19 protein-coding genes are annotated in these 22,078 nt (G+C 61.3%); 8 read left to right on the top strand and 11 right to left on the bottom strand.

The window, feature by feature from the left end:
* Positions 1-24 precede the first annotated feature (24 nt).
* The 5 genes from LPC22_RS05050 to LPC22_RS05070 are packed head-to-tail and all read left to right on the top strand — an operon-like array spanning position 25 to position 3,163.
* On the top strand, positions 25-732 hold the full coding sequence (locus LPC22_RS05050; protein ID WP_229132896.1) for a TetR/AcrR family transcriptional regulator: 708 nt from the start codon (positions 25-27) through the stop codon (positions 730-732).
* Positions 723-1,079, top strand: coding sequence for a YccF domain-containing protein (locus LPC22_RS05055; RefSeq protein WP_045924197.1), 357 nt, complete (start codon positions 723-725; stop codon positions 1,077-1,079). The genes LPC22_RS05050 and LPC22_RS05055 overlap by 10 nt, the downstream gene beginning before the upstream one ends.
* A 28-nt stretch (positions 1,080-1,107) precedes the next feature.
* Positions 1,108-1,647 carry a peptidylprolyl isomerase gene (locus LPC22_RS05060; protein WP_045924196.1) on the top strand — a complete coding sequence of 180 codons (540 nt, stop codon included), beginning with the start codon at positions 1,108-1,110 and terminating at the stop codon, positions 1,645-1,647.
* Positions 1,648-1,659: 12 nt separating this feature from the next.
* The gene (locus LPC22_RS05065; RefSeq protein ID WP_229132898.1) at positions 1,660-2,151 is read left to right on the top strand and encodes a very short patch repair endonuclease; all 492 of its coding nucleotides are present in this window, start codon (positions 1,660-1,662) and stop codon (positions 2,149-2,151) included.
* Complete coding sequence (locus LPC22_RS05070) at positions 2,117-3,163, top strand: Gfo/Idh/MocA family protein (protein ID WP_229132899.1); 1,047 nt, start codon at positions 2,117-2,119, stop codon at positions 3,161-3,163. Before LPC22_RS05065 ends, LPC22_RS05070 begins: the two co-directional genes overlap by 35 nt.
* 79 nt (positions 3,164-3,242) lie before the next feature.
* On the opposite strand, the gene LPC22_RS05075 is transcribed toward LPC22_RS05070, so the two are convergent.
* The 8 genes from LPC22_RS05075 to LPC22_RS05110 form a co-directional block, all read right to left on the bottom strand.
* Positions 3,243-4,250, bottom strand: coding sequence for an ABC transporter permease (locus LPC22_RS05075; RefSeq protein WP_229132901.1), 1,008 nt, complete (start codon positions 4,248-4,250; stop codon positions 3,243-3,245).
* Positions 4,247-5,326 carry a fructose ABC transporter permease FruF gene (gene fruF, locus LPC22_RS05080; protein WP_045924192.1) on the bottom strand — a complete coding sequence of 360 codons (1,080 nt, stop codon included), beginning with the start codon at positions 5,324-5,326 and terminating at the stop codon, positions 4,247-4,249. Before fruF ends, LPC22_RS05075 begins: the two co-directional genes overlap by 4 nt.
* Positions 5,323-6,879, bottom strand: a complete 1,557-nt coding sequence (fruK, locus tag LPC22_RS05085; protein ID WP_144086018.1) for a fructose ABC transporter ATP-binding protein FruK — start codon at positions 6,877-6,879, stop codon at positions 5,323-5,325. The genes fruF and fruK overlap by 4 nt, the downstream gene beginning before the upstream one ends.
* Before the next feature lie 135 nt (positions 6,880-7,014).
* On the bottom strand, positions 7,015-7,989 hold the full coding sequence (fruE, locus tag LPC22_RS05090; protein WP_045924190.1) for a fructose ABC transporter substrate-binding protein FruE: 975 nt from the start codon (positions 7,987-7,989) through the stop codon (positions 7,015-7,017).
* Positions 7,990-8,181: 192 nt separating this feature from the next.
* The gene (locus LPC22_RS05095) at positions 8,182-9,858 is read right to left on the bottom strand and encodes an LpqB family beta-propeller domain-containing protein (RefSeq protein ID WP_229132903.1); all 1,677 of its coding nucleotides are present in this window, start codon (positions 9,856-9,858) and stop codon (positions 8,182-8,184) included.
* 68 nt (positions 9,859-9,926) lie between these two features.
* The gene (gene mtrB, locus LPC22_RS05100; RefSeq protein WP_229132904.1) at positions 9,927-11,480 is read right to left on the bottom strand and encodes an MtrAB system histidine kinase MtrB; all 1,554 of its coding nucleotides are present in this window, start codon (positions 11,478-11,480) and stop codon (positions 9,927-9,929) included.
* A gap of 80 nt (positions 11,481-11,560) precedes the next feature.
* Complete coding sequence (mtrA, locus tag LPC22_RS05105) at positions 11,561-12,274, bottom strand: MtrAB system response regulator MtrA (protein WP_284143465.1); 714 nt, start codon at positions 12,272-12,274, stop codon at positions 11,561-11,563.
* Positions 12,275-12,394: 120 nt separating this feature from the next.
* Complete coding sequence (locus tag LPC22_RS05110) at positions 12,395-12,973, bottom strand: haloacid dehalogenase-like hydrolase (protein ID WP_229132906.1); 579 nt, start codon at positions 12,971-12,973, stop codon at positions 12,395-12,397.
* 432 nt (positions 12,974-13,405) lie between these two features.
* On the opposite strand from LPC22_RS05110, the gene LPC22_RS05115 reads away from it, so the two are divergent.
* A complete protein-coding gene (locus LPC22_RS05115; protein WP_229132907.1) occupies positions 13,406-13,846 on the top strand; it encodes a MarR family winged helix-turn-helix transcriptional regulator in 441 nt (146 codons plus the stop codon).
* Between the two features lie 16 nt (positions 13,847-13,862).
* On the opposite strand, the gene LPC22_RS05120 is transcribed toward LPC22_RS05115, so the two are convergent.
* The gene (locus LPC22_RS05120; protein ID WP_229132909.1) at positions 13,863-15,260 is read right to left on the bottom strand and encodes an MFS transporter; all 1,398 of its coding nucleotides are present in this window, start codon (positions 15,258-15,260) and stop codon (positions 13,863-13,865) included.
* A gap of 185 nt (positions 15,261-15,445) precedes the next feature.
* Positions 15,446-16,840: a replication-associated recombination protein A gene (locus LPC22_RS05125; protein ID WP_229132917.1), complete on the bottom strand. Its 1,395-nt coding sequence runs from the start codon at positions 16,838-16,840 to the stop codon at positions 15,446-15,448.
* 268 nt (positions 16,841-17,108) lie between these two features.
* On the opposite strand from LPC22_RS05125, the gene LPC22_RS05130 reads away from it, so the two are divergent.
* Positions 17,109-18,623, top strand: coding sequence for an amino acid ABC transporter substrate-binding protein/permease (locus tag LPC22_RS05130; protein ID WP_229132919.1), 1,515 nt, complete (start codon positions 17,109-17,111; stop codon positions 18,621-18,623).
* Positions 18,620-19,435, top strand: a complete 816-nt coding sequence (locus LPC22_RS05135) for an amino acid ABC transporter ATP-binding protein (protein WP_229132921.1) — start codon at positions 18,620-18,622, stop codon at positions 19,433-19,435. Before LPC22_RS05130 ends, LPC22_RS05135 begins: the two co-directional genes overlap by 4 nt.
* Positions 19,436-19,446: 11 nt before the next feature.
* On the opposite strand, the gene LPC22_RS05140 is transcribed toward LPC22_RS05135, so the two are convergent.
* Entirely contained in the window at positions 19,447-22,050 is a 2,604-nt protein-coding gene (locus LPC22_RS05140; protein ID WP_229132923.1) for a DEAD/DEAH box helicase, read from the bottom strand.
* Between the last annotated feature and the right edge of the window lie 28 nt (positions 22,051-22,078).

Raw genomic sequence — 22,078 nt, forward strand, 5'->3', positions numbered from 1 at the left:
CAGGAGGCCGGACCAAGGAGAACCATGCCCAGGATCCGCGAATCCACGCTCCAGGAGCACCGCGCCAAGACCTTGGACCAGATCATCGCCGCCGCCGAGGCCATCCTGCGCACTGGCGGGCGAGGCCAACTGACCATGGCCGAGGTGGCCCGGCGCGCCAATCTGGCCCGGAACTCCCTCTACCGCTACGCCCGGGACGCTGACCAGCTCTGCGACATGGTCATGGAACGGCACCTGCCCGACTGGGGCCGTGCCCTGGACCAATCCCTGGGCAAGGCAGAAGACCCGCCCCGGACGATCGAGGTCTGGACCCGCACCAATCTGGAGCAGGCCGGACTGCACGGACACGGCTGGCTGATGAACCTCTACGCCGAGCAGCACGACGAGCAGCTACGCCAGGCCCTGATCTATGGCAACCCCTCGAATTCCCATGAGCCGGCCCCAGGGAGCGACCGGTCCACAGGCCGGCAGGTCAAAGCCCTGCTGGACTTCCACCGACAGGTCAACCAGCCGCTGATCCAGGCATGGACGGCCCTGCGCCCAGCGGATCCGGCCATGGGCGTGGAGGTGACGCGGGGCATCGTCCAATCAGGCATGCGGCTGATTGATGCCCTGGACCAGGAGCTTGCGCCCGAGCAGCGGCAGAAACGACTGACTATCATCATCGAGAAGGTGACCGCCTGCGCCAAGGCCGTCACCGCCACCCTGACGGAAGGATCCACATGCGCCTGATCGGCAACATCTGCTGGCTGCTGCTGGGAGGACTGGCCATTGCCCTGGCATGGGCCCTGATAGGCATCCTGCTCTGCCTGACCGTGGTGGGCATCCCCTTCGGTCTGCAGGCCTTCAAGATGGCCAGACTGACTTTGACCCCCTTTGGCCGACAGGTCATCTATGGAGGCGGGCTGGGATCATGGCTGGCCAATCTGCTCTGGATCATTCTGGGCGGCTGGTGGCTGGCCCTGGCCTATCTGGTGGCCGGACTGGTCACCATGTTGACCGTGGTGGGCATCCCCTTCGGTCTGCAGGCCTTCAAGATGGCCCGCCTGGCCCTGATGCCCTTCGGATCCTCAGTGTGAGTCGCCATCTTATGAAAGAATTGGTGACATGAGCACAGTTATCATGCATACCTCGGAGGGCGATATTCGCCTGGACCTCTTTGACGATCAGGCCCCTGAAACCGTAGCCAACTTCCTGGACCTGGCCGCAGGCCGCAAAAACTGGACCGACCCCGAGACGGGCCAGAAGCGTCAGGATCCCTTCTATGACGGTCTGACCTTCCACCGGATCATCAAGGACTTCATGATCCAGGGCGGCTGCCCGCTGGGCACGGGCACGGGCGGCCCAGGCTACGAGTTCGATGACGAGATCGATCCCTCTCTGACCTTTGAGGAACCCTACAAGCTGGCCATGGCCAATGCAGGGCTGCGCCGGGATCCGGCCACAGGAAAGACCCACGGCACCAACGGATCACAGTTCTTCATCACCACCGTGCCCACCCCCTGGCTCAACGGGCATCACACCATCTTCGGCCAGGTGGCTGATGAGGATTCCCGGAAGGTAGTCGACAAGCTGGACGCCGTAGCCACCGATTCGAGCGACCGTCCCCTTGAGCCGGTCTTCATCAACAGCGTCGAAGTCCTCTGAGCCGGGCCGGGGATGGTTTCGAAAAAGACACCCAGCAGATTCCAGCCCGGCACACGCAGCTACACCATGTCCCGGATCAGGGGCACGGAGACATCAATAGAACGCCAGGTCCGGTCATATCTCTTCTCGCGCGGTCTGCGGTTCCGCAAGAACGACAAGAGGTATCCGGGCCATCCCGATGTGGTTCTGCCCAAGTGGAAGGCCATAGTATTCGTCAATGGCTGTTTCTGGCACATGCATCAGGGCTGTGCCAAATTCTCCCTTCCCAAATCCAATGTGGAATATTGGACCACCAAGCTGACAAGGAACCGTCTGCGGGATCAGGAACAGGGCGAAAAACTGAAAGCCATGGGTTGGCGGGTTTTCACAGTCTGGGAGTGCCAGCTGGACACCCGAAATGCCGAGGAAACCCTGAAGAAATTGTATGAGGCCATCACAGCAGATGGCCGTCCAAACGAAGGAGTCAAGGATGAGCAGATTGAACGGCAAAGGACAAGAGGCTAAGCAGAAGGGCATGCGGGTCAACTTCGCCATTCTCGGCGCCGGACGGATAGCCAACGCCCTGGCCAAGACGGTGGTCATGATGGCCAAAGACCAGCAATACAGCCATCTGGTTGCCCCATACGCCGTGGCCTCGAGGGATGGGGATCGCGCAGCCGCTTTCGCCAAAAAATATGGATTCGAGCACTCTTATGGTTCATACCAAGAGCTCCTGGACGATCCCCAAGTGGATCTGGTCTACATCGCCACGCCTCACAGCCTCCACGCCGAGCAGGCCATCGCCTGCATGAAGGCGGGAAAGAACGTGCTGGTCGAGAAGTCCTTCACGGCCAACGCCGACCAGGCCAGGCAGGTCATCGAAACATCCGAGAGCACCGGCCTGCTCTGCACCGAGGCCATCTGGACCAGGTACATGCCCTCGCGCTCCATCATCGACGACATCGTCTCCTCGGGAGAAATCGGCACCGTCAGAACGGTCACCGCCAACCTGGGATATGTGACCGTGGGCAAGGCCAGAATGACCGACCCGGCCCTGGCCGGCGGCGCCCTGCTCGACGTGGGCGTCTACCCTCTCAACTTCATCGACATGGTCATGGGGCCCAAGCCCATTCAGCGGGTCTGCACGGATTGGGTCCGCAGCCCGGAGGGCGTGGACAGCCAGAACTCCACGATCATTCTCTACCAGGATGGATCCATGGGGGCAGCGACCAGCTCCATGGTCTCGGCCAGTGACCGGACCGGCAGCATCTGCGGAGACCATGGTTACCTGCAGTGCGCCAACATCAACAACGTGGAGTCAATCGACCTGTACGACGCGGATCACCAATTGAAGAAGCGCTACCCCATCCCTGACCAGCTGACCGGTTATGAGTATGAGGTGTCCAGTGCAGCGCAGGCCATCCTGGACGGCGAGACCGAGTGCGCCCAGATGCCCCACAAGGACACCCTGCGGATCATGGAGCTCATGGACTCTCTGCGCCGCCAGTGGGGATTGGTCTTCCCCTTCGAATCATGAACCAGCAATGCGAATGGGGGCTGATGCCGCAATCGCCACGGCATCAGCCCCCATTCAGATCATCCAGGAAAACCCTGCTTCATTCCTTTCTCACGAAGGTCACCAGACGCTGGAGGATGACGAAGACCAGAATCATCAGACCAACCACGATGGTGACAGCCTCGGCAGGAACGCCGAAGTCCGAGGTCAGAGGATCGATGATCGAACGGACCAGCGCACCTATGACAGAACCCAGCACGTAGCCGTAACCGCCAGTGATCAGGGTGCCGCCGATGACGACCGCAGCTACAGCGTCCAGCTCCCAGCCCACGCCCATGGTGTTCTTGGCTGAACCGATGCCAGCCACATAGACGATGGAAGCGATGGAGGCCAGGACAGCCGAAGTCAGGTAGATGACATACTGCGTCCGCTTGACCGGAAGGCCCATCAGCTCGGCCGAGGACCGGGAACCGCCGATGGCGTAGATGGTACGGCCCGTCCTGGTCTTGTGGAGGATGACATAGCTGACTGCCACAACGACCAGAGCGACTACCACGCCGAAGTTCAGCGAAAGGTCATTGGAAATCTTCGGGTTGTCGATGATTTTCAGTCCCTCGCCGCCGATCCAGCTGAAGTTGTTGTTCTGCGGCATATTGAGCGAATCAGTTGAGATGATGGAGGCTATGCCCCTGGCCAGGAACATAGTGGACAGCGTGGCGATGAAGGGCTGCATGTTGAACTCTTCGATGAGCACGCCGGCCAGCAGCCCAAAGACTGCGCCAATGGCGATCATGATGACGATGACCAACCCCGCCGGCACGCCGGCGATCATGAGCTTGACACCGACGACGCCTGTGATGGCGACTATGGCCCCCACGCTCAGATCGATGCCGCCGGTGAGAATGGGGAAGGTCATGGCTACTGCCAGGATCACCAGGTAGGCGTGGTCCATGAACAGCGAGGACATAAATCCCAGCCGGATATAAGTGCCGAAGAGCACCTGGCCCATGATCAGCATGAGCAGGAAGATGACCACGGCAGCGACTGTCGGAATGGCCCTGGGGCTCAGCCGGAAACCTGCTTGTCTGCTTGCACTCTTCTTCATCATGCCACCACCTCTGCAGACTGCCTCATGGCACGCCTGCGTTTGAACTCAGCGACCGCGTTGTGCACCTTGGGCGCCTGCATGACGCAGATGATGATGACCACCACGGCGAAGAAGGCTGGCGTGGCGGCTGAATCAATGCCCAGGGTGATGATGGTCTTGCGGATCATCGCAATGATCACGGCGCCGAAAGCGCTTCCCAGCAGCGAGAACTTGCCGCCCAGCAGGGAGGTGCCTCCAATGACTACAGCCAGAATGGCGTACATCTCCAGGTCCTGACCGGTCTTGACCACGTCGACCCTCATCACTGAAGCAGTCGCGAACAGCCCTGCCACAGCGGCCAGCAGACCCGAGATGGCGTAGACCAGGAAGAGGATCCGACGGGGCTTGATGCCGGTCATTCGGCTGGCTTCCTGGTTGATGCCCACCGACTCGATCATCATGCCGGCTGCCGTCTTCCTCATCAGAAGACCGACAAGGCAGACGATGATCACGGCTATGACGAAATTGGCCGGGATTCCCAGAATGAAGCCATTGGCCATCCAGCGCAATGGTCCGCTGCCGGCCACGCCTGAAGCGTCGGCATTCTGCCCATTGGTGATGACCTTGGCCAGTCCCCTGCCTGCCAGCATCATGATCAGCGTGGTGATGAAGGGCTGGAGTCCCAGAATGGAGACCAAGGCGCCGTTGATGCAGCCCAGCACCAGACCTACGGCCAGGGAGATCAGAATGGCCATCCAGACGTTCACCCCGTTGATCAGCATCTGCATGGCTGCAGCTCCGGCCACGGCCATGAGCGAGCCGACCGAAAGGTCGATGCCCGAGGTCGAGATGACCAGGGTCATGCCGGTAGCGATCATCAGGTATCGCGCAGACTCCTGGATCATGGTGATCAGGGGTCCTGCCAGACCGCCTGTGCGCGGATTGTATGACAGGCTGAGGAAGGAATGATCCACTAGGGTGCAGACCACAATCAGCGCGAGGAAGGCGACCACGCTCCAAATCAGCTGATTGCCGAATATGCGGCGCAGGAAGGATGGACCTTCATCCTCCGATTGCTGCTTGGCGGGCTTGCTCATCTTTCCTCCTTTCCTTGAGATTGTCCGGAGACCGAGGTGTTGGCTATGTCTTCCACGATGGTCTGCTGGGAAACCGTGTCATCGTTGTCCATCAGGTCGATCTTGTGACGGTCCTTGAGGACGGTTATCTGATCGGAGAGGCGGACGACCTCATCAAGCTCGGAGGAGATGAAGACCACGCTCATGCCCTGAGCGGCCAGATCCAGCACCGTCTGCTGGATCTCCGCCTTGGCGCCGATGTCGATTCCCCTGGTCGGTTCGTCCAGGATCAGCAGCTCAGGATCCGTGGCCAGCCACCTGGCCAGCAGGACCTTCTGCTGGTTTCCTCCTGAAAGGTTCTTGATCAGCCTGTCGGGATCGGCCGGGCGGACATTGAGCTCCTTGATGTACTTGTCGACTATCCGGTCAGCCTCCTTCCTGGGGATTGGCCTGAACATGCCCCGGGTGGCCTGGAGGGCCAGGATGATGTTCTCCCTGACCGTAAGGTCGCCGATGATGCCCTCATCCCTTCTGTTCTCCGTAGAGTAGGCAATCTTGTTCTTCAGGGCGTTGGCCGGGCTGTCGATGGAGATCTTCTTCCCATCAAAGGTGTAGGTACCCTTGTCGGGCTTGTCTGCGCCGAAGAGCAGGCGGCCGATTTCGGTTCTGCCGGAACCCAGCAGGCCGGCCAGTCCCATGATCTTGCCCTTGAAAAGATCCATGTCGAAGGGGTAGATGCTGCCCTTTCTGCCGAAGCCGCGGACGCTGGCCAGAGGCCGGTCTGTTGCGGCTTGGGGTGTCTCTTTCCTCGACTTGGTGCCGATCAGCGAGAGCTCATCGGCGTTCTTGCCGATCATCTTGGTAATAAGGACATCGCGCGGCATGTCCTTGACCATGGTCTCCTCGACGAATTTGCCATTGCGCAGAATGGTCATTCTGTCGGCGATCTCGTAGACCTGGTCCAGGAAGTGGGAAACGAACAGTATGGCGATGCCCCGGTCCCTGACCTTGCGCATGATCCGGAAAAGATCCTGAACCTCATTGGCATCCAGCGAAGATGTCGGCTCATCCAAGATCAGGACCTTGGCATCGATGACCATGGCCCTGGCGATGGCCACCAGTTGCTGCATGGCTATGGATATCTCATTGAGCGGTGTGTGAGGATCCAGATCCGTCAGGCCCATCTGGGCCAGAAAGCCTTTGGCCGCCTCATGGGTCTTGCGCCAGTTGATGCCCAGGTGCCCCCTCACCTCGTGCCCGAGCATGACGTTTTCGCCCACGCTCAGATTGGTGCACAGGTTGACTTCCTGGTAGACCGTGGCGATGCCGGCGTTCTGCGCATCGGCTGTGCCGTTGAAAATCCTGTTTTGGCCGTTGACGGTGATGGTTCCCGCGTTGATTTTGTATACCCCGGTGAGCGCCTTGATCATGGTCGATTTGCCTGCGCCGTTCTCCCCCATGAGAGCATGGACCTCACCGGGGAACAGACGCAGATCGACATTGTCGAGCGCCTTGACACCAGGGAATTCAATGCTGATTCCCTTCATGGAGACCAAGGGTGCTTCTTTTGTCATTGTCTTGCCTCATCAAACTGAATGCTGATCGGGGGCGGTACCGCGGCCCAAAGACCCTTTCCCGCCCATGAAAAACGGCGTACCGCAACCTTCCCGGGTGCGCCGTCCTGTGCGTCCTATGCGATCAGCGATAGATCAGTACGCTCTGGAATCGATGACCTTCTTGGCCTCGTCGGCGGTGAAGACCTTCGAATCAATGACGATGTTCTTCTTGACCTTCTTGCCGTCCAGGTAATCCTTGACGGTCTTGGCGGTCGTTTCGCCGAAGAGCGGGTTGTACTCGATCACCAGCGACAGATCGCCGTCGATCAGGGCCTTCAGAGCAGGCTTGGTGCCATCGATGGTGATGATCTTGACCTTGCCCTTAAGACCTGCGGCATCGACAGCCTGTGCAGCGCCCAGGCCCATCTCGTCGTTCTGCGAGAAGATGAACTGGACATTCTGGCTCTTGTACTTGTCCAGCAGTCCGGCGGTGACGGTCTTGGCCTCGTCAGTGGACCAGTTGGCCGACTGGCTCTCCAGAACCTTGATGTTGCCACCGATCTTGGAATCCCAGCCCTTCTGGCGGTCCTTGACCACCGACAGGCCGGCAGGGCCCTCCAGAATCAGGCCATTGGCTCCATCAGGGAAGTTCTTGTTGACGAACTCTGCCGCCTGCTGCCCTGCCCACTCGTTGGAAGGCCCGATGTGGGAGGCGACCAGGCTTTCGTCCTTGGTCTGCACGTTGCGGTCGACCAGGAAGACCGGGATCTCGGCCTCCTTGGCCTTCTTCAGCGACTCATCCCATCCGCTGTCCTCGGTGGAGGACAGGACGATGGCATCCACCTCGTCGTTGACGAACTTGTTGAAGGCCTGGATCTGCTTCTGCTGATCGTTGTTCTGGGTCGGCGAATAGATCATGTTGAATCCGGCGTTCTTGAAGGCCTTCTTCAGATCGTTCTCGTTGGCCGTACGGAAGCCGCCCTCAGGACCCACAGCAACAAACCCGATGGTCTTCTGCTTGTCGCCGCCCTTGCTGGAGCTGGATCCGGAAGACCCGCAAGCTCCCATGGCCAAGACCGCAGCCGAGGCCGTGGCGATGGTCAGTGCCTTCTTCAGTACTGTATTCATTGTTCTCCTCCTTGAGTAGTCACCATCGAAGCCACAGCATTATGATCATCGATGATGACATCCACGATTTTCAGTATCGTTTTTCCTCTTGCCGAGCTCAAGGCGCAGTGATAACAAATCGATAACAGTTCAACCACACCGACAGCCAAGCCGCAGCCGAGCCGCAGCCGGTCCCACCCATCCTGGTGATTGTCACCTGCCGCTGGTAACCGTATCCACCTGGGAATCAATGATGTACCACATACCCTCCAGGGCTCCGGAAAGGCAGTGAACGATGCCCGAACGGTCCAGGGCGATCAGGCTCTGCATCTGATTGACCTGCCCTGCAGCCAAGCCTGTGGTTCCGGCCGGCAAATGCTGGACCGTCTCCGGACCAGGGGCGATCTGGGAATGCCCGCCCGCATCCATGTCGCCATCCTTGTAGACCAGGGTGTTGTCATTGTAGAAGGTCAAGGCCCTGATGTCCCGATGTCGGGCGATGACCTGGATCTGATCGCTCAAGCCCTTCGGCCGCTGGTTCTCGCCTCGGACAATGCCCAGCATGACCAGGGTGTTCATACCCTGCGAACCGTCATCGAGCACCAGGCACAGACGCTGCCCCTCAGGCGCCAGAGCCAGGGCAACCACACGCCGCCCATGCAGCCAGGGCAGGGCGAATTCCAGGACGCCCGGCTTGCCCGTTTCGACCAGGATGGCGGAATCACTCTGCCTGACCGCCCAGATCTCATCGGTCAGACTGCCCGTTATCGCGGCAATGGGCGTGTCGGCAAACAGCTTCCCGCAGGATGAAGCATCAGGCTTCAGACAGGTCACCTGACCCTGATCGGACAGCAGCGCACCCCCGTTGGAGGAAAAGACCAGCCCCTTGGGCTCATGAAAGACCGGAGGCTGTCCGACCCTGATCAGGTTGGAGGAGTTGAAACCTACCACCCCGCTGCTGCCCAGACTGTAGATGCGGTTGGAAGTCAGCCCAGAAGCCATGGTCAGGTCGTCATCCGCATGGGAGTAGTCAGTCCCGGACGCATCGACCACGCGCAGATCAAACTCGCCATTGCCGTCGCCCAGGAGCATCCGCATTTGATGGACCAGCATGGCCTGGTTTTCGCTGCTCAGGGTGGCGAAGGAGCTGCTGACTTTGATTTCCATCTGCCCCTTGACCTGCTGGACCGCATCGACTGCCAGGGAGACCTTGGCGGTGTTGAAGTTCGTCACGGAATCCCGCAGCCAAGCCGGAGGGCCCTTCAGCAGTTCCTTCAGGGCCAGGGTCCGCCAGTTTCGCCAGCCGAACCACCGGTTGTCAGGAACAGGCACACCCTTGGCCAAGGGGAACTGATAGATGACGACCTGACGGTAGACCTGCATGAAATCATCCGAAGAGATCACGATCCCCGCCGGGGCCTTGCTGATCCGCCATTGGCCGCGAACTTGAGCGAGCTCGAACCGTTCGGTTTTGTACCCTGAGCCGCAATCCTGCTCGGTGACGGAGAATATGCCATGGGCATCCAAGGAGCCAATGCACTCGGTCGTCAGGTCAAGGGCAGTCCTCTGCCCGCTGCCCTGGTCATCCACGCGGTCATAGACAGGGGAACCCTTATAGATCGACACAGGTGCATTGAAATCCCACTTTGCAAAGGCCGGCTTGGTCATGTAGGACTTGGCGACAGCAAAGCCATCGCTTTGAATGCCGGTCGGGAGAGCCGCCAGGAAGCCCTTGACAATGCTCTCTGGTCCGGCTCCGTCCACTGGACCCTCCGGAGACGAGAAGACGCGATGGGGCTGATTCTCGATGGGACTGAGCTGACGGACCGACCCGGAAGTGGGGAGCCCGAATGGAATGGAGCAACCTCCGGTAACCAGTGCAGTCACCATGGCGACACACAGGCCCAGCATCCGCACAGGACGAACAAATCTTGGCCGGCGGGACGGTCTGAAAACACTCATGATGCAGCCTCTTCAAAGGAGCCTTCCACATCCAGACCCTGGCCTGGCTGGAATCGGACCGGCGCACTCCCCTGATCCAGTTGCTCACAGACATCCCTGGGCAGGGTCAGCAGGAACCAGGTCCCCTGCCCAACCTGCGAGCGCACCTGGAGCAGGCCATGCATGAGGTTGGTATTGTCCAAGGCGATCGACAGCCCCAGACCTGTACCGCCCGTCAACCGAGATCGCGACGGATCGGCCCGCCAGAACCGTTCAAAGATATGAGTCAGGTCTTCGGGCGCAATGCCGGTTCCCCAGTCGCGCACACTGAATACCACGGCGTGCTCCGAGACGGCCAGCCGCAGCTGCACCGGCCCGTCCTCGGCGAAATCGATGGCATTGTTGACCAGGTTGCGCAGAATCGAAGTGCAACGGCTGGCATCGACGGTGATCATCACCTTGTGGTCGGGAAGGAGCGCCTTCACGGGAACCCCCTTCGTCCTGGCTATCTGGGCGACCTGCTGGACCACGTTGCGGACCAGATCGCAGGCATCGCACAGGTCCGGATTCAGCGATGTCTGGCCAGCCTCGTACCTGGATATTTCGAGAAGATCCTCAAGCATGCTGGCGAAGCGCGACACCTGCTTGTCCAGCAATTCCACGGTCCTGCGCTTGTTTGGATCCAGGTCGTCCCGACTCTGGAAAAGCAGGTCCGTGGCCATGCGGATGGTGGTGACCGGGGTTCGCAGCTCATGGCTGACGTCTGATACGAACCTGCGTTGATAGGCTTCGGCCTCCTCCAGCTGACCGATCTTCTCATTGATGGAATCAGCCATCACGTTGAAGGAACGCTGCAGGGTGCCCAGCTCATCGGTCCGGTCCTCGGTGACCCGGACATCCGACTCCCCTTGGGCCAATCCCTTGGCGGCACCTGCCACCTTGGTCACCGGACGGATGACTGAGTGCAGGGCCAGGAACACGATGATCCCCATCACCACGCTAGTCACCACGCTGACCGCAAGAAGGGCCATCTGCACGGAGAGCACGGAGCGCTGCTGGTCTGCGAACGAGTAGATGGCGTAGAACTCTATTCCTCCGGTGGTGGCCGGCCTCAGCATGGAACCCATGACGATGCCCGGGACCGGGTACTGGCCCTTGTCGGCCGTATTGATCATCTGCGAGTATGAGTGGCTGCCATTCGAGACGACGGCATTCCTGATTTCCGGAGTGATCAGGTCGCTGTCTCCCGGGGCCGTCGATACGGGGACGAACCTGCGGGCCGTGGAGTCATCCGGCCAGATGAAGACCCCAACCATATTAGGAGCCCCCTCACTCTGAACATTGGCCGCCATATTGACCACCAGCTTTTGATAGCTCCCCTCGTCGTCGGAGATGTCTGCAGAGTCGAGTCCCCCCTGAGCCCTGTTCAGCTCTGCTGCAAAGTCGGCCTGTGCCTGTCGCAGAACCTGGTTCAAGAGGGAGGTCCTGACTGAATACAGGGATGCTGTCATGAAGACGATGCCGATCAGCAGCGCCGAAACCGTCGCCAGAAGGACCATACGTACCTGCAAAGAGCTCCTGACTGCTCTGTAGAGCCTGCGCAGGAACATCCCGACTGCGGAAGACACGACCCTGTGCCTCGTGCGACTGCTCATGATCCTGGCTGCTCAGCCGCATACTTGTAACCGATGCCCCGAACCGTCTCGATGATTCTGGGATTTTCGGGATCGTCTTCGATCTTCTGCCTGAGACGCTGCACGTGGACGTTGACCAGACGGGTATCGCCCATATCCTGGTAATCCCAGACCTTCCGCAGCAGCTCTCCCCGGCTGAGCACCTCCCCGGGATGCGAGGCCAGCACGTAGAGCAGCTCGAACTCCGTGGGTGTCAAAAAAAGCTGCCTGCCCCGCTTGACCGCAGTGTGCTCCTGGCGGTTGATCTCTATCAGGCCATGGATGGCGGCCGGTGACTCCTGCCCCTCCTGATCAGCCCGGACCGAGACCGGACGCAGACGTGCATGAATCCTGGCCAGGAGTTCATCGGTGCTGAAGGGCTTGACCACATAGTCATCGGCTCCAGCCTCCAGACCCTCGACGATGTTCTTGGTATCGGATTTGGCCGTCAGCATGATGATGGGGACATTGGATCTGGACCTGATCCAGCGGGCGATGCCAATCCCATCCATGCCGGGCAGCATGATGTCCAGAAGCACCAGATCAGGTTCCACCGTAGGGAATATCTCCACTGCCCTGGATCCATCCGTGCAGGTCACCGGCCTGTAGGACTTTGTCTGCAGCACTATTGACAACATCTCGCCCAGATCCCTGTCATCGTCGACAATCAGTATCGTGGCCGGCTCTTTCACAAGAAGCCCTCCCTCGTTCTCAGCATGCCATTATGCTCACTTGCTTCTAAGCAGAACGATAGCAGGGTTGGTCGGGGCTGAACCCGCCGACGGATCTTGGCGGGAATTGGCAGAGCTGACCTATTTGATGCGACGGACCCGGCCATGCTCCACCATATAGGCACGCCGCGCCAGATCGATCATGGGCAGATCGAAGGCCGAATCGGTGTAAAAGGCGTCAATGGCCGTCTTCTTGCCCAGGATCCGCTGAAAGTGCAGGGGCTTGTCAGGCCCGAAGTTGAGGTAGCCCACGGTCAGGGATTCCAAATCCAGGGTTGAGCCGATGCAGCGGGTGATGCCCAGTCGGCGGCAGGCCTCCCCCGCCACCAGATCGAAGGAGGCGGTCACCACCACATCGTCAGCCTGGGGGGTGTACCAATCCATGATCTTGTGCATGTTGGCATCCCAGAATTGGTTGACCAACCGGTCCATGTCAAAGCCGGGACGCGAGGTCAGGCGACGCAGGTAGCGCGAGCCCACCCGACGCATGGCCGAGTCCAGTTGCTCGAGTGTGACCCGGCCCAGACGGTAGCGGACGGCATAGAAGAGGGCAATCGGCAGGTAGCCAAGCACCCGCGGATCCTTGCGGGCGGTGAACAGGTAGAAGTCAAGCAGACTCTCGCCATCGTAGATGGTGCCATCGAAGTCCAGTACCCGCATGCCAGTCCTTTCCAGATCTCAGCGCTAAAAAGCGAACATCTTAGCATACCGTGGAGCAATGACGGTGATAGTCCCCGACTTCCATGGGTCATACTCCCCCAAATGCTGACCCGCACAGCCTCACGAATAGGCAGTCCTTTTTCAGCCCACAAGCACGAAGGAGACCGACAATCCCTAGACGATCGACCGTGACAGGCCTCGATCGGAATCGTCGTCTAGGCAATCATGGCCTGCCTGATCCATGTCCTGATCGTGGATCATCCCCATGGTGTCGACGGTATTGATATGATGAAAATGCGTTGTTCACATAAGGCCGAGGTTTGGGACTTGTCGAAAATAGGCCTGGAAGGGGAACGGCGCCGAAGGGGTCTATGCGGTCAATCATGTCCGCCGAGCTCTTTGATTTTCCTTACCAGCTAGGGGGCAGCAGCGATGTTGAAGAAGAGCCACTACCACAACCTGAGCAGCTGCATAGCCGGAATCTACCGGCATGCACGCAATGACACCAGCCGGTACACAGGCGACTCCACCTTACGGGGCACTCAAGGTGATCTGATCGTATATCTCTATGATCATCCAGGCCTCAGCCAGCGGCAGATCGCCCGGGATCTGTGCGTAGACCCCAGTCTGCTGGCCAGGGATCTCAAGGCTCTGAAGGCCCAGGGCCTGGTCAGCCGTGAACAGAACCCCGCCGATCACCGCGTCAATATCATCGCCCTGACCAGGTCGGGCGCAGACATAGCGCGCAAACGGATCAGGTCGGTCAACAACTGGTGGACGGACCTGTTCAAGCAGAACCCCGATATCGACCCCGAGACCTTCCAGTCCGAGCTGCGCTGCGTCTACAACCGTCTGCTGGCCAATCAGCTCTGACCCGCTTACCGCAGAATCAGCCCACCGAACGGCCCGAGGTCTCCCAACCCATCAGGCCCACGACCAGCATGGAGACCAAGGCCACCAGGCTGATGGTGATGAAGATCGAGGTGCTCCCCCATACGCTGAGCATGGCACCGATCAGCACGGGCATGAGCACATTGCAGAGCTTGGCAACGGCATTGGCGATGCCCACGCAGCGGAAGCGGACCGTGGTCGGGAAGAGCTCGGGCGCATAGACGGCCACCACCGAAGACATGAGCACGTAGAGGCTGGCCATGAGCAGGATGCCCACCAGAATGGCCGTGACCTGGCTGGTCTGCGCAGCGTAGAGCAGGCCGAAGACCGCCGTCAGCAGGAAGGCCGTGACGATGATCCGCTTGCGGCCGATCCGGTCCAGGAGCAGGGATCCGATCAGGCAGCCCAGCGGAGCGCCCAGCATCATCAGGGTGCTGATCCACAGGGATCCGCTCAGATTTATGCCCCGCTTGAGCAGGATGGTGGGCACCCAGGAGGTGAAGGCGTAGGAGCAGACGTTGGTGGCCGATACCGCCACGGTGGCCACAATCAGTCCGCGAACCACGCTACCCGATGCCTTGGCGGGTGCCTCAAGGCCCTCATCCTTGCCGGCAAGTGCGGAACCGCTGGCAGAATCGGAGCTTGACCCTCCCCGGCCATTGTCGGCCTCCAGAAGCTCAACCACCTGGATGGCCTCGTCCATCCGCCCATGCAGGGCCAGCCAGCGAGGGGACTCGGGGATGTCACGCCGCAGATACCAGATCAACGCCGCTGCCAGACCAATGCCCACGAAGAGCGGCCGCCAGGACCAGCGCGGAATGATCCAGGCGCACAGGAGCATGGCCAGGGGCACTCCGGTGTTGGCCACCAGCGAGACGATGGCGCTCCAGCGGCCGCGATGCTTGATGGGAGCGAATTCGTTGACCATGGAGAATCCGGTGACGATTTCGGCGCCCAGCCCCAGGCCGGCCCCCAGGCGGCAGACCGAGAGGACGGCCATGTTCGGGGCCAGAGCGCCCAGCAGGGTAAAGCCTCCGAAGAGCAGCAGGTTGATCTGATAGGCGGTCTTGCGCCCACGCAGATCTCCGATGAATCCGGCCAGCAGCGAGCCCACCAGGAGCCCCAGGAAACCAGCCGACAGGAAGAGGGAGTTCTGGGCGACCGTGGACCACCCGGTGCTCAATGCCGAACTGGCTACTGCGCTGCCCACATAGACATCGATGCTGTCCATGAGCATTCCCGCGGCCACCAAGGCCACGATCTTGTAAAAAGTAGCCGATTCACGAGCATTGTCTACTCGCCGGGTAATCTCGCGGACCGCCAGGTCGTCCTCGGCCACGCCGAGGCCCTTTGATTGTTCGGATATGTCTGCATTGTCAATGACCGCTGTCGACATCGTCACCCTCGCGCCCGTGCATGAGGCAGGCATGCCCCATGCGTCCATGCCAGACCTGCCGACGACGACAGGCTCCTTCTGGGAGCGTGGCGACCGTCAATATGAAAGGCCTGGACCCTGCGGCGTTTCGGTCATTGTGTGGCTGCTCAACGTCTATTGGGTGCCCAGTATAGGAGTCTGGACGGTCATTGCCCAGACCCGGCGTTTCCCCCCGGCCCAGCTGCCCTGTCTAGGATGGCCCTGATGGCCTCCAGTCGTGGACCCAGCTGACGCTCATAGCCACGATCATTGGGGTGGTAGTAGCGTCGCCCGACCAGTTCGTCGGGCATGTACTGCTGGGGCGCCACCGCATCCGGCGCATCGTGGGCATACTGGTAGCCCTCATGGTTGCCCCAGGCCTTCATCAGCTTGGTGGGGGCATTGCGCAGGTGCAGGGGAACCTGGCCGATATGCCCGGCGTCCACATCCTCCAGGGCCTGGTTGATGGCCAGGTAGGAGGCGTTGGACTTGGGCGCAGTGGCCACGGCGATGACTGCCTCGGCCAGGATCAGCCGGGCCTCCGGCATGCCCACCATGGCCACGGCCTGGGCAGCCGCGACCGTGATCTCCAGCACCTCCGGAGAGGCCATGCCCACCTCCTCGGCGGAGGCGATCATGATCCGTCGGGCGATGAAACGCGGGTCCTCGCCTGCCCGGATCATCCGAGCCAGGTAGTGCAGGGCCGCATCCACGTCGGAACCCCGCATGGACTTGATGAAGGCCGAGGCCACGTCATAGTGGTCGTCGCCCTTCTTGTCATAGCGGACTGCAGCTACGTCCATGACCGAGGAGACCACCTTGGCATTGATCAGGGACCGACGCGCCCCCTTGGCACGAGGCCCGCCCTCGGTGACGGCCCCGGCCGCAGCCTCCAGAATGGTCAGGGCCCGGCGGGCGTCGCCCCCGGAAAAACGCACGATCTGGTCCAGAGCCTCTGCATCCAGCCGCACCTGGTCCTTGAGCCCCCGCTGGTCCTTGACAGCCCGGCGGACCAGCTTGGCCAGGTCCTGGTCGTCCAAGGCCTCCAACTTGACCACCACCGAGCGCGAAAGCAGGGGCGCAATGACCGAAAAGCTGGGATTCTCCGTGGTGGCTGCGATGAAAGTCACATCCCGGTTCTCCACGCTGGGCAGCAGGGCATCCTGCTGGGACTTGGAAAAGCGGTGGACCTCATCGATGAAGAGGACCGTCTCCTGGCCCTGGCTGACCAGCCGCTCCCGGGCCTGGGCGAGGACCTGCCGGACCTCCTTGACCCCCGAGGTGACGGCCGAAAGCTCCTCGAAATGCCGCCCTGACTGTCGGGCGACAATGTAGGCCAGGGTGGTCTTGCCCACCCCGGGAGGTCCGAAAAGAATGACCGAACTGGGAGCCGTCAGGCGGTTGTTCGGATCCGACCGGGCCAGCCGCTCCAAGGGGGTTCCAGGAGCCGTGACCTTGTCCTGGCCGACCACCTCGTCCAGGCTCCTGGGCCGCATCCTGACCGCCAGAGGCAGAGTGTGCTCCTCGGGGGGATCCGCCGCCTGGAAGAGATCATCAACCATCTGCAATACCTCATTCCTCGGGGCCCTATGGCTCCCCGCCTTCACCAGCATAAGCCTGCACCTGCCACAAACAGCAAGACGAACGCGCTAGACTGGAAACCTATATGACCGTATCGCCCAGCGCGTAGTTGGGTCCCGGAAACCCGGTGTGTGTACAGTTTACTGGTCATCCGCCTGATCATCTTCAGGTAGGCCCATGGGCGGCAGCAAGGCCTGCGCCCTGAAACAACCGGGACCGGCACAGTAGGAGCAATAAGGAGAATCGCCAGTGATCGCCAAGCATGTTCGCCAGGGATGGACATCCGGTCCAGGCAGGTGGGCCATGGGCCTGCTCGCCCTGGTCCTGGGGCTCTCAGCCCTGATTGTCGCCCCCCTGGCCACGCCGGCGCAGGCGGCCCAGGACTCACCCGCCGCGCAGGCGGTCCACGGACGCACCTTCCGCGTCGCCACCGACACCACCTTTGCCCCCTTCGAATTCCGCGACTCCTCCGGCAAGCTGGTCGGCATCGACATGGATCTGATCCGCAAGATCGCCGACATCGAGGGCTTCTCGGTGCAGATCCAGTCCCTGGGCTTCAACGCCGCCCTGCAGGCCTTGAACTCCCAGCAGGCCGACGTGGTCATAGCCGGCATGACCATCACCGACCAGCGCAAGCAGGTCTACGACTTCACCGACCCATATTTCGACTCCGGCGTGCAGATGGCCATCGCCAAGGACAACGACCAGATCCACAGCTACAAGGATCTGCGAGGCAGCGTGGTGGCCGTCAAGACCGGCAGCGAGGGCGAGGCTTTCGCCAAGCAGCGTGCGGCCCAGTACGGGTTTAGCGTCAAGGCGGTGGACCAGTCCTCCACCATGTACGAGATGGTCAAGTCCGGCAATGCCCAGGCGGTCATTGACGACTACCCGGTCCTGGCCTACGGCATCGCCCAGGGCAACGGGCTGAAGACCGTGACCAAGAAGGAGCCTGGCGCCTCCTACGGGGCGGCCGTCCGCAAGGGCGAGAACAAGGAGTTCGTGGCCGCCTTCAACGAGGGTCTGGCCAAGATGAAGGCCGACGGCAGCTATAAACAGCTGGTCGATTCCTATGTGGGCAGCGGCCAGTCCAGCAAGAGCGCCCCAGCCTCCAGGCCAGGATTCTTCGAGCTGGTCCGCCAGGCCTTCCCCTCCCTGATGCTGGGCCTGCGCAACACCCTGGCCATCACGGCCATATCCTTCGTCATCGCCCTGGCCATCGGCATCATCCTGGGACTGTGGCGGATCAGCCCCAATCGGATACTGTCCTGGATCGCCCGGATCTACGTGGCGGTCTTCAGGGGCACACCCGTCCTGGTCTGGGCCTTCTTCTTCTACCTGGGCGTCCCCCAGCTGATCGGTCACCGCATCAGCATCTGGCTGGCCGGCGCGCTGACCCTGTCCCTGAACTCCGGAGCCTACCTGGTGGAGATCGTGCGCGGTGCCATCGAGTCGGTGGATGTCGGGCAGATGGAGGGAGCCCGCAGCCTGGGCCTGACACGTCGCATGGCCCTGCGTCGGGTCATCCTGCCCCAGGCCGTCAGATTCGCCACGCCCTCCATCATCAACCAGCTGGTCATCATGCTCAAGGACTCCTCCCTGCTGCTGGCCATCGGCTTCGGCGAGCTGCTCTACCAGGCCCAGCAGATCTACGCGGCCAACTTCCGCGTGACCGAGACCCTGTTCATGGTGGGCGTCATCTACTTCGTCGCCATCAGCGCCCTGACCTGGATGGCCAATATGCTCGATAGGAGGCTGCATCGATGAACTTCGAGGACCCGGACATGGACACCGGACGACTGACACGTCGCATCCGCCAGAACCAAAGTCGCCTCAACCAGGGAACTTCCCAGGCGGCCGTATCCATCCGCGACCTGCATAAGCGCTACGGCGACACCGAGGTCCTCAAGGGGATCGACATGGAGGTCAAGCCGGGCGAGGTCATCTCCATCATCGGCCCCTCGGGCGCGGGCAAGTCCACCCTGCTGCGCTGCATCAATGCCCTGGAGATGCCGACCTCGGGCACCATCAGCGTCTATGGAATCGACATTTCCGATCCCAAGACCAACATCGACAAGCTGCGCGAGCACGTGGGCATGGTCTTCCAGCACTTCAACCTCTTCCCCAACATGAGCGTGGCCGACAACATCACGCTGGCCCCCCACATGCTGCACAAGACACCCAAGGAGGATGCCCGGCAGCAGGCCCTGGACCTGCTGGAGACCGTAGGGCTTCAGGAGAAGGCGGACGCGCGGCCCACGGATCTGTCTGGCGGGCAGCAGCAGCGTGTGGCCATCGCCCGCGCACTGGCCATGCACCCGGATATCATGCTCTTCGACGAGGCCACCTCGGCCCTGGATCCGGAGATGGTGGGCGACGTGCTCCAAGTCATCCGCTCCCTGGCTGAGGGCGGCATGACCATGATCCTGGTCACCCACGAGATGGCCTTCGCCCGTGAGGTCTCCTCCAGGGTGATCTTCACCGACGCTGGAATCATCGAGGAGGAGGGCACGCCCGAACAGATCTTCGGCCACCCGCAGAGCCCTCGGCTGCAGTCCTTCCTCTCCAAGGTCCTGTAAAGGATCCGGGTCTATAGGTCCATCAGCTCCTCGATGGGACCCGCCCGGTATTCCTTGAAGACCACCTGACCGCTCTCCTGGGTGGCGTCCAGGTCCACGATGCCGGCGATGCCCCAGTCCCGTTCGCCTTCCACATCGTCGAAGATCTGCTGAGCCCGCCAGGTGTGTCCCTGACGCTCGTCCCGGTCATCCAGGCTGAAGAAGTCCGATGACCGGGCCTGGGCATCGGTCAGGATCTGCTCATGGTCCTCGTAGAGGTCATCCAGTGCGTCGCTCCAGGCTCGCAGGCCGTAGCCCCAGTCCGTATCCAGATCGGCCAGGGCCTCCGGCCGGTCAGCGGCCACCAGCTCCACCCGTTGGAACATGGCATTGCGCACCAGCAGGGTCAGCCCCCGCCGGTCTGCCACCACCTGATTTTCCACCTTGGGCGGGGCGGCGTCCAAGCCGCTTGTGACATCTCCGTTTTCAATCCTGCCTGCAGCCTCCCATTCATCCACAAGGCTGGAGTCCACCGAGCGCACGATCAGTCCCAGCCAAGCCAGGATGTCCTCCAGCCGCTCATCCATGAACTCTTCGGGAACCGTCCTGCCGAGCGCCCGATAGGCATCGGACAGGTATCGCAGCAGGGTCCCCTCCGACCGGGATATCCCATAGCGGGCGATGTAGCCGTTGAAGTCCGAGGCCGTCTCGATCATGTCGCGCAGAACGGACTTGGGGTGGATCTCATAGTCATTGGCCCAGGGAACATCCCGACGGTAGCGGTCGAAGGCCTCCCCCAGAAGCTCCTCCAGGGGCTTGGGCCAGGTCACCTCCTGCAGACGCTCCATCCGTTCCTCATACTCCAGGCCATCCTCCTTCATCTGCTGGATGGCCGCATCGCGGGCCTGCCGGTGCTGGGCCTTGAGTATCTGCCGGGGATCCTCCAGAGTGGCCTCAACCATGGAGAGCAGATTCATGTCGTAATCGGGGTCCTCGGGATCCAGCAGTTCCAGGGCGGCCAACAGAAAGGGCGAAAGGGGCTGGTCCAGGGCGAAATCCTCGGGCAGATCCACGGTCGTGAAGTAGTCCAGGCCGCCCTCCGGGTTCCGTTCGGTCTCGATGACCCCGGTGTCGGTCAGGGTTTGGAAAATCTCGCCGGCCCGGTCCTGCAGATGCTCCTTCTGCTGCGGGGTCTGGCGGGAGTCCTCGATCAGGTCCTCCACCCGCCTCCTGGCATCCCCGCCCTGATCAACCTCATTGAGGACCATGGCGTGGGTGATCTTCAGGTGCGGCGTCAGGGTCTCGGGACGGGCCTCGATCAGCTTGTCGAAGGTCCCCTTGCCCCAGGTGACGAACCCCTCCTGGGGCTTCTTGCGTTTGATCCGCTTGAGCTTCTTGGGGTCGTTGCCCGCCTTGGCCACAGCCCTGGCGTTCTCTATCTCGTATTCAGGTGCCTCGGCCACAACCAGTCCGCTGGTATCGAAACCCATGCGTCCGGCCCTGCCTGCGATCTGATGGAATTCCCTGGCTCGCAGACGGCGCATTTTGTAACCGTCGAACTTGGTCAGCCCGGTCAGCAGGACGGTGTGGATGGGCACGTTGATACCGACCCCCAGAGTGTCTGTGCCGCAAATGACCGGCAGGAGGCCATCTTGGGCCAGCTGTTCCACCAAGCGCCGATACCTGGGCAGCATGCCTGCATGGTGGACCCCGACCCCGGTACGCAACAGCCGCTGCAAAATCCTGCCAAAGGCCGTGGTAAAACGAGTGCCGGCCATGGCCTCCTTGATCCGCTCGCGCTGGCCCCGGTCGGAGACCCCCGTGCTGGACAGGGCCTGGGCCGTCTCCAAGGCGGCATCCTGGGAGAAATGAACGATGTAGACCGGCGAATCCCCATCGGCCAGCAGGGACTCCACAGTCGCAGGCAGAGGGGTGTCCACGTATCGGTAATCCAGAGGCACCGGTCGGGGGGCATCGGCGACGACGTCAACACCCACCCCGGTTTTGCGCTCCAGGTCCTGAGCGATCTGATCCACGTCGCCCAAGGTGGCCGACATGAGCAAAAACTGTACATCGGGCAGGGTCAGCAGGGGCACCTGCCATGCCCAGCCACGGTCAGGATCCCCGTAATAGTGGAACTCATCCATGGCCACGCAGCCGATATCAGCACGGCGACCCTCCCTTAAAGCCTGGTTTGCCAGGATCTCGGCCGTGCAGCAAATGACCGGAGCATCCGTATTGATGTGGGTATCGCCGGTGATCATGCCCACCCGGTCGCGGCCCAGAATCGAAACCAGGTCGAAGAACTTCTCGGAGACCAGGGCCTTGATGGGAGCCGTGTAGTAGGAGCGCCGCCCGGTGCACAGAGCGATGAAGTGCATGGCCAGGGCCACCATGGACTTACCGGAGCCGGTCGGGGTCGACAGAATCACATGGTCGCCTGAAACCAGGGAGAGGACGGCCTCCTCCTGGTGCGGCCAGGGGGTGATGCCCCGGGAAGCCACCCAGGAGAAAAAGCGGTCATAAATCTGATCCTCGGTCAGGTTGCGGGGACCTCCCGCCTCGGGAACCAGGTCGCCCAAGGAGGGAGGCTGGTCGGTTGGGGCGGTTGAGGAATCAGCATGTTCTTGGACCATGTCCACCAGTCTATCCGGCCAGGCACAC

The sequence above is a fragment of the Bifidobacterium mizhiense genome, assembly GCF_020884755.1.
GTDB lineage: Bacteria > Actinomycetota > Actinomycetes > Actinomycetales > Bifidobacteriaceae > Bombiscardovia > Bombiscardovia mizhiensis.

What these genes read in the sequence shown, in the direction of transcription:
- LPC22_RS05050 (WP_229132896.1), top strand. Translation starts at nt 25, where the DNA reads ATGCCCAGGATCCGCGAATCCACGCTCCAGGAGCACCGCGCCAAGACC.
- LPC22_RS05055 (WP_045924197.1), top strand. Translation starts at nt 723, where the DNA reads ATGCGCCTGATCGGCAACATCTGCTGGCTGCTGCTGGGAGGACTGGCC.
- LPC22_RS05060 (WP_045924196.1), top strand. Translation starts at nt 1,108, where the DNA reads ATGAGCACAGTTATCATGCATACCTCGGAGGGCGATATTCGCCTGGAC.
- LPC22_RS05065 (WP_229132898.1), top strand. Translation starts at nt 1,660, where the DNA reads ATGGTTTCGAAAAAGACACCCAGCAGATTCCAGCCCGGCACACGCAGC.
- LPC22_RS05070 (WP_229132899.1), top strand. Translation starts at nt 2,117, where the DNA reads ATGAGCAGATTGAACGGCAAAGGACAAGAGGCTAAGCAGAAGGGCATG.
- LPC22_RS05075 (WP_229132901.1), bottom strand. Translation starts at nt 4,250, where the DNA reads ATGATGAAGAAGAGTGCAAGCAGACAAGCAGGTTTCCGGCTGAGCCCC.
- fruF (WP_045924192.1), bottom strand. Translation starts at nt 5,326, where the DNA reads ATGAGCAAGCCCGCCAAGCAGCAATCGGAGGATGAAGGTCCATCCTTC.
- fruK (WP_144086018.1), bottom strand. Translation starts at nt 6,879, where the DNA reads ATGACAAAAGAAGCACCCTTGGTCTCCATGAAGGGAATCAGCATTGAA.
- fruE (WP_045924190.1), bottom strand. Translation starts at nt 7,989, where the DNA reads ATGAATACAGTACTGAAGAAGGCACTGACCATCGCCACGGCCTCGGCT.
- LPC22_RS05095 (WP_229132903.1), bottom strand. Translation starts at nt 9,858, where the DNA reads ATGGTGACTGCACTGGTTACCGGAGGTTGCTCCATTCCATTCGGGCTC.
- LPC22_RS05110 (WP_229132906.1), bottom strand. Translation starts at nt 12,973, where the DNA reads ATGCGGGTACTGGACTTCGATGGCACCATCTACGATGGCGAGAGTCTG.
- LPC22_RS05115 (WP_229132907.1), top strand. Translation starts at nt 13,406, where the DNA reads ATGTTGAAGAAGAGCCACTACCACAACCTGAGCAGCTGCATAGCCGGA.
- LPC22_RS05120 (WP_229132909.1), bottom strand. Translation starts at nt 15,260, where the DNA reads ATGTCGACAGCGGTCATTGACAATGCAGACATATCCGAACAATCAAAG.
- LPC22_RS05125 (WP_229132917.1), bottom strand. Translation starts at nt 16,840, where the DNA reads ATGGTTGATGATCTCTTCCAGGCGGCGGATCCCCCCGAGGAGCACACT.
- LPC22_RS05135 (WP_229132921.1), top strand. Translation starts at nt 18,620, where the DNA reads ATGAACTTCGAGGACCCGGACATGGACACCGGACGACTGACACGTCGC.
- LPC22_RS05140 (WP_229132923.1), bottom strand. Translation starts at nt 22,050, where the DNA reads ATGGTCCAAGAACATGCTGATTCCTCAACCGCCCCAACCGACCAGCCT.